Genomic DNA, 12,607 nt, shown 5'->3' with positions numbered 1-12,607 from the left:
TCTTTATCCGAGCGCTCCCGCTTTGGCTGCCCGCTTATAGCAGAGATATTGTTAGCGAGATCAATTACAAAAAAGTTGTAAATTAATGATTAATCAGAGTAAGTCAAAATTATCACGTCCGTCTCTGTCGATGCTTTCCTGCATGCTGGGAATGACTCAGTATTTTTAACGAATCTGCGCTGTTAAGAATAAAAAAACCGCCTTTAGGCGGTTTTTTATTTTAGTCCGGAGTCTGCAGGCACAATTCACCGCCGGTTTTTAATCACTTACGATGCATCATCTGTGATGTCATCATGTGGACACGGATCTAACTCGTCGCAGGCAGAGTTGACGCGCTGGCCACTCGCCAGGGTTGGCTCTTTGGCCAGAATCATGTTTTCGTTACCTTGCGCAGTATGCTTCAGCTGTGAAACCGCACCGTTGTGGACAGGCTGTGTAGATGCTGAAGGGGTTTCAGCCAGTGCTGCGCCCTGGTTTAACAAAAACGCAGTGAGAGCGAATGCTGTTGTCTTCAGTATTGATTTTGTTGAGAGCATGTTCATCATTTATCCTTAGTGATTACGTTCTGTTGTGGAAAGTATTATGTGAGTCGTTAGTCTCTGTGTCTGAGTTCCAGCAAACTGAAATTATATTTCCGGTATATCGGTTTTATGACGGACTCATAAAATCAGATTTTTCCTGTCCGGCCGGGCCATATCCTGAATCAGGCTGTTGTTAAAGTAAGATGGGAAAGAACGAATCAGTTAACGGGTATGCAACGCTGAACGGTACGCTTTCACGGCGGCGGATGTCTGCTCTGTACCAGCAGCGGACGTTGCTAAACTCATGATCTGCGTCATGCTGAGCATCATATATGTTCAGAAAAGGCCTCACTGTCGCCGGAAGCGACGGCCCCCTCTCTGTCCGGGCAGGCTGTTACGAGTTGTACAGTCCAGGGACAGCACTACGTGAATTCTGACAATAAAGCTCGGGAGTAAAAGAATTGATGACTGACAGGGGAAGAGGGGGCCCGCCGCTAAATGTGTAGACTCCACCTTATAGTGCAGGCCCCGTTAGCTCATATTACTCTGTAAAACCCGTTATTTATTTCTGATTGTTTAATTGCAAGGAAATAAAAACCCGCAAATAAATACCAGTAGGGCAGTTAAGCCGAAGAACCGTTAGTCCTGATCGTGAGAATAGAACACGATCCCTTTATTAATGGCACACTCGTATTGAGCGGGATTGCCGTAGGGCTTCCAGTCTGGCAAAGTAAACGTCCGCATGGAGAATCCTATGGTGTTTTCATCCTTTGAACGGTAGCGCAAAAACTGGACTTGCGGTTTATCTTTATTATTAACCGTTTGGTGCATATCTGAGAAAGCCAGAGAACCGTCAGGTCTGATCAGGTATGACGTAATCTTCATACCGCCTCTCATGGTACCTTTGATATTGTTTTCCCGATCGAAACACTGCGTTAAATCGATAGACAAATTAATGTCTTTTCCTTTCATTAACGCCTGGTTAATCTCAGAAACCGTATTGAGCGTACTGGCAAAAGCAGACTGGGAAAAGATGCATAAAAAAGTAGCCAATATGGCGAATTTACTGGCATACAGTCTGTACTTTCTGTCTGATGAAGCAGATTGCTTAGAGAGCAACATTTTCTTTCTCCATTATTAAAAACATTTTATAACATCACTAAGTAATAATTAAACCGCACATTCTAACTGTTTAATTAAAAAGTGCTGGCGATGATGATGGGGAATTTGCTCGATCGTCATTTGCAACAGGTAGCCTTGTTTCTCATAGAATTCACGCGCCTGAAAACTGAATGTATCAACGAAAACGCCTTTACAACCACGTGCTAATGCTTCCTGTTCTGCAGCGTGCAGCATCCTCGCGCCAAGCCCTGTTTTTCGACGTGATTCGTCGACCCACAGAAAGTGTATATGCATCCAGTTACCCCATGTAATAGCGACTAAGCCAGCCACTTTGTTGCCTTCATCATCATTAATGAAAAGAGCAATGTCTTTTTTTTCATCAGGATCGACATACCGGGAATTAAATGCCATCAATTTCTTATGTATTTCAGCCACATCGTCAGGATGAGGAGTAGCTGTTATTATCATCTTCACGTACCCTGTTCCTTGTTAACAGCAATCTGCTCTACCTCAGCATTAAAACGTGTAAGTGGCGAGATGTGGCATTAAGTTCCATTATTCTGCTTCCAGTTCGATCACATCCTCGTCAGACGGGTCATCCAGTTCACGCAACACACGATAAACTCTCGCGACGGCCTGCAAAGTATGCCTGGGGATGAGTTGCCCCTCCTGGGATTGATAAAGCGTTCTGGCCAGCCAAATGAAGCGAATCACGGGAATTTTAGCCTGTTGTGCCCGGACAATCAGCGTCTTAGCATCACTGTCCTCACCTTTGCATATGATACGTGGTAAGGGCGTTAACTCAGGACGATAGTAGAGCGCAACAGCATAATGGGTAGGGTTGACCAGAAGCAGGTCAGCCTTTTCAAGCGGCTCTCGCTTCACAGCCTGTACAGGCGCGTTCAGCAACTCTTGTGCAACAGCATGACGATGTCCTTTCATATGAGGGTCACCTTCGGATTGCTTATGTTCATCACGTATGTCCTGATGACTCATACGCTGTTGCTTAAGGAAATAATACTTCTGCAGGCCAAAGTCCAGGAGGGTCATTATCAATAAGGTGAACAGTGTCTGGCGTGAAACGCGGGTGAGCAGAACCTCCACCGCAGGCCAAAAGCTGTTCAGGTCACCATAAGCAAGACGGGAAAGAGACTCAAGATCGGTACTCAGCACTAAAATAAAAATAGTGCATATTGCCGCAGCTTTTAGCACGCTACTAAGCATGTCGGTGAGTTTCTTTACAGAAAACATCTGCCTGAACTGATTCACGGGATTCAGGCGATTAAAATCAGGCTTGAGGGCTTCTGTTGCAAACAAAGGCCCATATTGTATCCAACCGCCGATAATACGAAGTAACGCAGCCACTGCCACAGTAATACCAAAAAATGTTGAAACAATAAGCAAAGCACTACCAGCAAGCTCGCTGAGAACCTGCTCAAAAGGCTGGTTCAGGCGCATAAGCGGCAACATCATAAGAGCCTGAAGCTTCTGCATGCCAACATCATCCAGCGCCATTACGGTTTCAACCACGCCTGCACAAATGAGAAGCTTCGGAACGTCCTGGCTTTGGGGAACCTGGCCTTTACGGCGCGCATCCTGCAGTTTTTTAGCCGTAGGTTTTTCCGTTTTTTCAGACATGTCATTGTCCCCCCAATAAGCCTTTTATCAGTTTGCTGAGATCGCGTAACAGGTACAGTCGTTCCTCTCCCAGCGTGCTTAACGTTGGGATATAAAGTACAAAAAACAGCAGACCGAGGAGGCATTTTGCGGGAACCGACAGAACAAAAGCCTGTAGCTGAGGGCTATACAGACTGAGAATCGCAATACTGAAATCCATCATGAGTAGTAGTGCCACCAGCGGACCAGCATAAATAATAATATGACTGAACGTGTCAGTCAGCAGAGCCAGATATTGCTCAAATCCATTATGATTCGGAAATGGCAACCACTGCATTACCGGCCAGACAGAATAGCTGTCCCAAATGATCTGAGTGACGCCACTCAATCCAGTGGTAAGAATAAGAAACAGTATGAGTGTCTGTTGAAGCAGAAGACCCAGCGGTGTCACGTCACTACCGAGTGCCGGATTCAATTGTCCCCCAATGAGGGCGCCACGCTGGTTATCGAACAGCGCACCGACTGACTGAAATAACCAGAAGGGCATACTGATCACCAATCCCAGCAGAATTCCAATCACCCCCTCTTTAAGGATCAGCGCAATAAGTTGCGGCCAGCCTGGCATTTGTAATGCCAGTTGTGCCTGTAAACCCAAAGTCGGGACGATTGCCAGCGCTAATACCACCCCGCTACGTACAATCCCTTTAAGGATATTGAAAGAAAATACCGGCACCAGGATCAGACAGGGATATAAACGTGCGGCACTCAGCGCCAGGGCGAAAAGATATTCATAGAGTACGTGGATGACAGTGTTCGCCATGATTAAGCGCCAGTTTGAGGAATCATGGCCATAGCCTGCTGGGCCAGCTCCAGCAACTCAACTCCAATCCAGCGACCACTCAATGCCAGTGCAATGCCTACCGCTACGAGTTTGATCGCGAACGGCAGGGTCTGGTCCTGAAGTTGCATGACGGCCTGAAGCAGAGAAACCAATACGCCAACAATGACGGCAACCAGCAATGGCGGAGCAGAAAGCAGAACCACAAGTAACATCGCCTGTTTAAAGAGATTCATTATTTCCATGCTTGCACCTCAAAGATAACTATAAAACAGGCCATCCAGCAGGCGTGTCCAGCCATTGATAAGCACAAAGAGCAACATTTTTAAGGGCAGGGAAAGTGTCATCGGAGCCACCATCTGCATCCCCAGCGCCAGTAAAACATTTGAAACAATGAGGTCGATAACAATAAACGGGATATAGATTAAGAAACCAATCTTGAATCCAGCTTGTAATTCCGACAAAACGAAAGCCGGTATGACAAGTAACAGGTTGTCTTTACTGATATTTTCTGACATGGACTTCGGCCACATCCTGACACTGTTTTCCTGCAAGTGAATCAAAATGTCGGGATCGGTGTTATGCGTCATAAATTTCTGTAACGGTGTTACGCCATTGGTGATGCTGGTTCTCAGGTTGTCCACATTCGAGAAATCTGCGGGCGCCTGACTGAACTGCTGCTGCATCTGATTAAAAACGGGAGCCATAACAAACAGCGTTGCCGCCAGTGCAATGCCGTAAAGGGCCATGTTGGGTGGAACCTGCTGGACCCCAATAGCATTACGTGTGATCAACAGCACCATAGAGATTTTTAAAAAGCAGGTACAGACGATCATCAGGATAGGTATGAGTGACAGCGCGCCCAGAAAAAGAGCAAAGGTCATGGGATCGAATTGTTCAGTACTCATACTCATACCTGCTGTAATGTCAGCAGGAGACGGGTGAGCTGTAATCCAAGTTGCCCTTCCACATCCACAAGTTCACCCTGAGCGATTAATGTCTCGCCGTAATATAAATCAGCTTCGCCAGGCGTCATGTTATCGAGCGTCAACACGCTGCCCGGCTGGAGGTGTTGCAGTTCTCCTAAAGTAAGGCGTGTTCGACCACATCGGACTTCCAGCGACAATGGCAGCATGGCTAACGAGAAATGATCATCCGATGCAAGATGTTCCCGTTTGGAAACAGCGTCAGAGCCTTCAGTTTCATAGGGATTCAAAGCGGTTCTCTCCAGATGAGTAATCACAAAGTGATGAGGCAACTGCAGTGTCCCCACCAGCTCATATCCAGCAATGTTGACGTAGCCTTTTCCATCCGGGCTAAAATAGTTAACGGGGGGAACAAGCACATCGCCTTCCTGAAGCGCATGTAGCTGTGAGGTATGCAGAGTGATGCGGCCAAGCACTAACGGCCTGACGTAAGTCAGCGTGTCTGGCAGCGTATATCGTTGAGGTTGCCAACCGGGTTGCCTGAGCCAGTGTGCCAGGCTCGTATGGCTGAGATAAAGTCTGCCTTCCACACGACGCTCTCCGAGCCTGACAATAAGCCTCGTGCTTAATACATCCTTTTCAGCTCTGTCGCAGCGCTTTATTTCACCAAACAGGTTCGCCAGTTCTGGGCTGAGGTATTGGTTAAATAATATCAATTCCCATTCACAGGCAGGCGACTGCACATCCTGATCGGTAAAAGGTGACAGCGACAACATATTAAGCAGCGGTATGCCGTCACCCAGGGAAAAGTTTCCCAGTGCACAAGACCAGTGAGTCAGGGCGCACGGAGAGGAGAGGTGCCCGGGCAAAAGAGACAGTGCTCCGACTTCATCACCTAACGTGAAAGGAAATGAATATTTGCACGCCAGTTGATTCTGTGACTGCATACTGGCCCGGCTCACCAGTGGGAAATGTCGTCGCGTTATCTTGCCCATCAGAGGCTACCCTGTTCAATTCTGAGACTGACAGGTGCACCAAAAGACTGACTCAACTGGCGGCGACACTGTCTTTCACGACGCTGCCAGTGATCCCAGACGCGAGGCGAAAAGCGCAGCGTAATATCCCATCCGGCCGGCTGGGAACGGGCGAGCCTGACGTCAACTTCGCCTGCTTCAGGCAGCATAAGGGTAAAAGCACAGTCTTCGTTTGCATGGTCAGCGATGTGTTCAAGTAACGCCTGATGAAGGCTGTCCCAGTCCGGCGAGGGCGATGCATCCGGCGGCTGATCCTTAACGGGCTCGTACGAAGTTGTGCTGGCCAAAAACAGTGAACCTAATGTGGCCAGCGATTCTTTGCTCTCGTGCTTGCGCAAGAAAGACGCGGATGTGGACTTACTTGCGCGCTCATCAAGCCGATGCTGAGGTTTATGGGACGGTAACCGGTCTGGATAACCCGATGGCTCTCTCATGCATCCTCCAGGTGTTCAGCTAAATATTCCAGTTTTTCGAGATCTTTTTGCCGTTCGCGCGTGTGTTGAGACGCTTGCGTCAGTTCATGAGCCACCTGTTGACAGCGTTGCTCTGACTGCTGACAGCTCTGCTGCTGCCGACACATGGTCTCCAGAGCCGTACGCTCTGCGTTAACCTGTGCCGTGAGCGTTTGCCGGCACGATTGCTTACGCAAGCCTTCACGCTGTCGTTGATAGTGCAACTGAGCTTGCTGAAGGTGCTGTTCTTCAACGTGTTGCTGTGACTCAGCCTCAGTCAGATTATTTTGCAGCTGTCGTTGTACGCGCTGGGCACGTATGAAACGCTGGCGGCGTAGGGGAATCAATGTCTCCAGGGCCATTTGTAGGCTTTCAAATGGGTTTTCCTGAGCAAGTTCATCGTCTTCATTCTGGCGCATGGGCACTGACCTCATTAAGTTGAGAGAGGATGTGTTCAAAAGGCTCAGGAGTGCGCATTGTCTGGCACAGAAAATGGTTGATGGTGTCGTTCGCATTAACGGCAGCATCCGTCAGGATGTCGTGACCGGGTTGATATTCCCCTAACCGAATCAGCACTTCTACCTGCTTGTAAGCGGCTATGAGGCTACGGATATTCCCCGCCTGCTTGAGGTGAACCTGATCTACTACGTTACTCATGGTCCGGCTCAGGCTGGCCAGAATGTCGATAGCAGGGTAATGGTTACGCTCGGCCAGACGGCGACTGAGCACAATGTGTCCATCAATCAGTGAACGAACTTCATCGGCTACCGGATCGCCCATGGAGTCCTGTTCGATCAAGACCGAATACAGCGCGGTGATCGCTCCCTTCCGGGTCTGTCCGGCGCGTTCTACTAAGCGCGGCAGAAGCGTATATACAGAAGGCGGCAACCCGCCACGTCCCGGCGGTTCGCCTAAGGCGAGACCTATTTCACGTTGGGCACGGGCAAAGCGGGTTAAAGAGTCGATGATGAGCAGCACGCTTTTGCCCTCAGCACGAAACGCCTCGGCAATGGCAGTGGCTGTAAACGCGGCCCTGGCGCGCTCCATACTGCTTCGGTCTGAAGTGGCGCATAGCAAAATGGTACGTTTGCGTAGGGTATCGTCCAGCTCATGATCGAGAAATTCGCGCAACTCTCGACCACGTTCGCCAATCAAACCAAAGACGATAACATCACAGGGTGAATTTCTTGCCAGTTCTGCCAGCAGCGTCGTTTTACCACAACCCGCTCCGGCGAAAACGCCAACACGCTGGCCCTTGCCTATCGTCAAAAGACCATCAATCGCCCGCAGTCCGGTTGGCAAAACGGTATCAATTCGCGGTCGCTCTGTAGGAGGAGGTGCATCATTCAGGACGGGTACGGTAGTGCACTGAAGGCCCGGCTCAGCGAAGGCGCTGTAGCCGCCAGGTTCCAGTGCGCGCCCAAAACCATCGAGTACACTCCCCATAAGCCGTTCACTCACGCAGATGCTGTGAGGGAGATAAAGGGGTGTGATAAGGGCACCCTGAGATATGCCGTCTAAAGCGCCGAGTGCAGAAAGCAAAATGTGTTCTGCACTAAAACCTACAATCTCGGACAACACAGCGTCACCCTCACTGCGCTGGATGAGGCACAAATCACCAATACGTGCGCCCGGCAGGCTGCATTCGATAAGAATCCCATTGATGCCGGTGACTTTTCCATAACGTCTGATGGGCTTATAACGGGCAAGCCGCTGTTGGTGATTCAGCGACCACTGTTTCAAATCCTGGCTTAAGGTATCCATTACCATTTCACCCGGATATTTTCGCGCCCTGCAAACTCAATGCTGTCGCTGTTAATTGCCACCAGACGTAACTGGTCTACTTCATCGCCTATAAATATACGCTGACCACTGTCAGTGACGATGTTGGCGTGAGCACCGCTGGTAATTTGCACAATATTGAACGGCAGCTTAACGCTAGCGGCACCCACATGGTTATGAATCGGTAACCGTACGTCATAATGGCGATAAAGCGTTTTCAGCATGCGTTGTAATCGCTGATTTTCTTCATCGGTGACCCCGCCTGACAGGGTTACGCTTTGATTATCTGAAGTGAGAGAAACGTGTTTATTAAGCCCGCGGTCGAGCAACATGCTGGCAATAATCTGGCGCGTCCGGGGTACGCTCGTTAGCGAGGGTTTACCTGGAGCAGGTGGCGCGGAGGGCGAGGCAATGCTGGTATTCAGCATCCAGGTCCCTAGCATCATAACCAGCAGCAACGTCAGGCCCATGTAAGACAGTTTCGCCCAAAATGGCAATGGGCTCTTCTTCGCCGAAAGGTGTTCTGAGACGGGTTGAACTGAGGCTGAAGCCTCAACCAAAGTTGGTTCACTATCGTGGGCTGACTCCGCGTCATGCAGCAGTTCAGCCTCATCCTCCGGCCAGGGCGTCGCTGCGTCAACGATGCTCAACCAGATATGCCCGACGGCAAAAGCTGTGCCAGGTTGCAGATTACTCAGCGCTTCGCAGCGCTGCCCTTCGTTATCTTTCACTGGCCCGTCAGAGGCTTTGACTTCCCATCCCTGCGGGGTTTTTACCAGCTGACAGTGGCGATCCTTTATTCCCGGATCATAAAGGGCCAAATCGGCATGTTCATCAGCACCAATCCACCATTTATCGCCACTTAGCGGCAATGCAGCACCGCGGTGCAAGCCTGTCAGTACGCGTAATTCATGCATGATTCATCTTCCTGCAGCGTAGGCGGTGATAGCTGTAAATCGATCCGCCCCAACACATTGATAGCAACATTACTGGTCAATTCGGCAAAGGAGATAACCGGCACCGCATGGAACTCATCTTTCAGCAGCGCGCGAAGAGGGCTCCGTAAATCCTGGGCGACAAGAATTAACGCCTGTGGCGTGTCATAAGGAGGGAAGGCATCGCGCATTTGATGCAGTAAACTGATGCCGTAATCCTGCGCCAGCGAGAAAAAGGTTTCATTCTGTGCCTGACGTAAAGAATCACGGAGGAGCTCTTCGGTTTCTGGAGTCAGTAACCAGACATTTAGCCCATTCGGTTGCAGATACTGGTGGCAGATATGCTCTTTCAATGCAATACGGACAAGATCGGTGAGCGCCGCACTGTCTCGTTCATGTTGTCCATGTTCAACAAGTGTTTCCGCAATAGTGCGGACTGAGCGCAGCGGAATACGCTCGGAGGCCAGTCGCTGTAATACGGACGCAAAGCGGGAAAGCGGCATAATACGTTGCAATTCTTGAGCCAGCTCGGGTTGTTCGCTTTCCAGCCAGGTAAGAATGGATTTACTCTCCTGCAGACCAATAAACTGCGCGCAGCTCTGGTGAATAGCCTGCTCCATGCGCAGCATAATGAGCTGCCCGGCTGCCCAGTAGCGCATTTCGTCCTTTTGCAGGAGTGGGTGGTCAGGTGACAGCCAGCAATAGTGAGCTTCGTTCCGGTCTGCAATACCTGGCTTGAGTTGAATATCAGCTTCATCATGGTCCTCACCGTGCGAGGCATCCACATCACTTTTCCTGACAGCCACGAATGGAATGCCAAAGGTTGCAGTCACCAGAGGAATTTCATAAACACAGAAGCGAAACTCATCCTCAGCCAGCCTGGGCGAAAACTCAATATCGAAACCGGGAAGCGTGAAGCCAAAACGGTATACCAGGCGATTACGAAGACGACGTATTTCCCGTATCAGCGTTGTGGCAGCCTCACCACCCTGATGAACCTGGCTAAACTGCAGCAGAAAAGCGCGGGTTGGGTTGAAACGCCTGAGATCCTGGTAGCCATTTTCTTCTGGTGCCAGCTGCTGCAAATGGAGCTGGTCGGCCTCCTGTCGTATTCTGTTATGTTTACTGCGCCATAACTGAAAAAGACCGCTGCCCAGGGCGAGTAAACTGATGATGATGAAGACGGCGGTGGGCATACCGGGCAACAGCGCGAAGCCGAGCATACCTGCGGCAGACATAATCCAGGCCTTAGGCTGGCTTGTTAACTGTTCGGCGATTTCCCGGCCAATGTTGGCATCGACTTGCTGACCATCAGCGGAAACCCGGGTAATAATCATCCCGGCTGTCAGTGAAATGAGAAGCGCGGGGATCTGTGCGATCAAACCATCACCAATGGTCAATACAGAGTAGATATGAATTGCTGCACTGGCGTCCATACCATTTTGCAGAACACCAATGGCGAATCCGCCAAGCATGTTGATAAAGACAATGACCAGGCCTGCTATGGCGTCACCTTTTACAAACTTCATTGCGCCGTCCATCGCGCCGAATAGCTGACTCTCTTTAGCCAGATTCTCTCGTCGCTGACGTGCCTGATGGGCTTCTATGAGTCCTGCGCGGAGGTCGCTGTCAATTGACATCTGCTTACCCGGCATCGCATCCAGAGTGAAGCGCGCAGCCACTTCTGCCACGCGCTCTGAACCCTTGGTTATCACCAGAAAATTCACTACGGTCAGAATCAAAAAGATCACCAGACCTACTGCCAGATTGCCGCCCACTACAAAATTTCCGAACGCTTCAACAATGTGTCCTGCATCCTGTTGCAACAGGATTTGACGCGTCGTTGAGATGGACAGCGCCAGACGAAACATCGTTGTTAAGAGCAGTACTGAAGGAAACGTTGAGAAAGCCAGTGGTTTTGGCAGATACATTGCCAAAACAATAAGTAGAGAAGATATGCATATATTGAGTGCGATCAGCACATCAATCAGACTGGTTGGCAGAGGAATTATCATCATGAACACGATCGACATGACGATCGTGGCGCCTACGACTTCCGAGCGTTGCATCGCACTAATGGCGAGACGATTTAACCAGACAAACAACGAACTCATTTACCCTGCCGTCCTGGATTGTTTGAGCTCCGCACGCGGCTCAGCAGCTGCATATTCACCGATCATTGTGCGTAACAGATTTAACGCCAGGTGGCGGTTTTTATTTCTGTCCTCACGCCACACTCCCATAGGCAAATGGCTGAGTAGGGGAACCAATCCACTGAGAAACAAAACCTGATGTTGAGGATACTGGCCGGCTACATCGCGCGTTAAGTTTTGTAAATCACGCAAATAGGCACCATTGCCACTCAGGTTAAGCAAACGACGGGTGAGATCCAGGGGAGTAATGCCGACACCAGGCAACTTACTGGTCAGTCGCGAAATTAAAACTTTGCTTGCTGTAAGCGTCTGGCTGATATGACTGGCGTCCTGCAGGCTAACCATGATTTTTTGTAGCGCGCGTTTCGGTATGGAAGAGATACGCGCTGCTATATCATCTGAAAGTGCTCGCTGTAGGGTACGCAGACCCTGGATGAAATTAACGCTGCCGAAACGGTTGAGCAGCGCATCCAGCATTGCATTACCCGATTGCAGATGAACAATCGTCTCATAGTAAAGGTGACGCAACGCTTGCTTCTGCAGCGGATCGGTACTGAAGCTGGCAATGGCGTGCGCAGTATTTAAACCTGCGTTGACTTCAGCTCCCTTCTTTTCATGCAGTTGTTCGATGCTGTGCCGCGATCGCTCCACTATCAACGTATTCTGTGTCTGCTGCCCCTTTATCATCGTATGTCTTAACAAAACGTCACAAAGGGCTGGATCCTTTCCAGCGACATCCAGCAGAGCATCTAAGTCAGGCGCAGGCGATCGCTGGAGCAACGTCTGCATTTTTTGATTCTGCGTTTCCAGCTGAGCATGCTGTGGGTGCTCAAGCAACTTCATTAACTCGTAGAGTTTTTCAATACGTTCAATATGTTGAGTTGATTTGCTACCCGGTTGCGCGACGACTTTTCGCTGGTTAAGCGCTTTGTTTTTACGCTCTACATGTTCAGCAAATGTCATTGAGACCTCTTCCATAGCGTCTTCAAGCGGTGAGGCGGGCACTCTTGATGATGCGCCGCTTACCGAAGACGCTGCACTCACAACGGGTACCGATGCCTCTTCAACCACGGTATTGGGAGACAAATGCGCCGATTGAACGCCGGGCACAGCGGGAGCAATTTTCATCCTGGCGAACCTCATACAGGGAAGCTGATGCAGATATGTGGCGTGTTTTATGCTCCGGTTCCCAATAAATTTTCCCAGGCAACAGAGTTAATTACAGAA

14 protein-coding genes are annotated in these 12,607 nt (G+C 49.8%); all 14 read right to left on the bottom strand.

Annotated elements, in window-relative coordinates; all coding sequences use genetic code 11:
* Positions 1-266: 266 nt before the first annotated feature.
* The 14 genes from C7434_RS17690 to sctW all read right to left on the bottom strand — a co-directional run bounded on the left by C7434_RS17690 (position 267) and on the right by sctW (position 12,508).
* Positions 267-545, bottom strand: coding sequence for a hypothetical protein (locus tag C7434_RS17690; RefSeq protein WP_133745736.1), 279 nt, complete (start codon positions 543-545; stop codon positions 267-269).
* Between the two features lie 615 nt (positions 546-1,160).
* Entirely contained in the window at positions 1,161-1,643 is a 483-nt protein-coding gene (locus C7434_RS17685) for a VirK family protein (protein WP_050505021.1), read from the bottom strand.
* Between the two features lie 48 nt (positions 1,644-1,691).
* Positions 1,692-2,117, bottom strand: coding sequence for a GNAT family N-acetyltransferase (locus C7434_RS17680; RefSeq protein ID WP_033742530.1), 426 nt, complete (start codon positions 2,115-2,117; stop codon positions 1,692-1,694).
* A gap of 81 nt (positions 2,118-2,198) precedes the next feature.
* Positions 2,199-3,281, bottom strand: a complete 1,083-nt coding sequence (gene sctU, locus C7434_RS17675) for a type III secretion system export apparatus subunit SctU (protein ID WP_033742532.1) — start codon at positions 3,279-3,281, stop codon at positions 2,199-2,201.
* Between the two features lies 1 nt (position 3,282).
* Positions 3,283-4,080 carry a type III secretion system export apparatus subunit SctT gene (sctT, locus tag C7434_RS17670; RefSeq protein WP_033742534.1) on the bottom strand — a complete coding sequence of 266 codons (798 nt, stop codon included), beginning with the start codon at positions 4,078-4,080 and terminating at the stop codon, positions 3,283-3,285.
* 2 nt (positions 4,081-4,082) lie between these two features.
* Complete coding sequence (gene sctS, locus C7434_RS17665) at positions 4,083-4,343, bottom strand: type III secretion system export apparatus subunit SctS (RefSeq protein ID WP_033742539.1); 261 nt, start codon at positions 4,341-4,343, stop codon at positions 4,083-4,085.
* 9 nt (positions 4,344-4,352) lie between these two features.
* Complete coding sequence (sctR, locus tag C7434_RS17660) at positions 4,353-5,006, bottom strand: type III secretion system export apparatus subunit SctR (protein ID WP_033742541.1); 654 nt, start codon at positions 5,004-5,006, stop codon at positions 4,353-4,355.
* Positions 5,007-5,008: 2 nt separating this feature from the next.
* Positions 5,009-6,019, bottom strand: a complete 1,011-nt coding sequence (locus C7434_RS17655) for a FliM/FliN family flagellar motor switch protein (protein WP_033742544.1) — start codon at positions 6,017-6,019, stop codon at positions 5,009-5,011.
* A complete protein-coding gene (locus tag C7434_RS17650) occupies positions 6,019-6,492 on the bottom strand; it encodes a type III secretion system HrpP C-terminal domain-containing protein (protein WP_226374664.1) in 474 nt (157 codons plus the stop codon). The genes C7434_RS17655 and C7434_RS17650 overlap by 1 nt, the downstream gene beginning before the upstream one ends.
* Positions 6,489-6,929 carry a hypothetical protein gene (locus C7434_RS17645; protein ID WP_050505023.1) on the bottom strand — a complete coding sequence of 147 codons (441 nt, stop codon included), beginning with the start codon at positions 6,927-6,929 and terminating at the stop codon, positions 6,489-6,491. The genes C7434_RS17650 and C7434_RS17645 overlap by 4 nt, the downstream gene beginning before the upstream one ends.
* A complete protein-coding gene (locus C7434_RS17640; protein ID WP_080752825.1) occupies positions 6,916-8,280 on the bottom strand; it encodes a FliI/YscN family ATPase in 1,365 nt (454 codons plus the stop codon). Before C7434_RS17640 ends, C7434_RS17645 begins: the two co-directional genes overlap by 14 nt.
* Complete coding sequence (sctD, locus tag C7434_RS17635) at positions 8,274-9,209, bottom strand: type III secretion system inner membrane ring subunit SctD (protein ID WP_033742551.1); 936 nt, start codon at positions 9,207-9,209, stop codon at positions 8,274-8,276. Before sctD ends, C7434_RS17640 begins: the two co-directional genes overlap by 7 nt.
* Positions 9,188-11,341, bottom strand: a complete 2,154-nt coding sequence (gene sctV / locus C7434_RS17630) for a type III secretion system export apparatus subunit SctV (RefSeq protein WP_033742554.1) — start codon at positions 11,339-11,341, stop codon at positions 9,188-9,190. The genes sctD and sctV overlap by 22 nt, the downstream gene beginning before the upstream one ends.
* On the bottom strand, positions 11,342-12,508 hold the full coding sequence (sctW, locus tag C7434_RS17625) for a type III secretion system gatekeeper subunit SctW (protein WP_033742556.1): 1,167 nt from the start codon (positions 12,506-12,508) through the stop codon (positions 11,342-11,344).
* Positions 12,509-12,607 lie beyond the last annotated feature (99 nt).

Origin of the sequence: Pantoea sp. PNA 14-12, from assembly GCF_004364735.1 — a bacterium.
Taxonomy (GTDB): Bacteria; Pseudomonadota; Gammaproteobacteria; order Enterobacterales; family Enterobacteriaceae; genus Pantoea; species Pantoea stewartii.
This window is presented reverse-complemented; position numbering and strand designations above follow the sequence as displayed.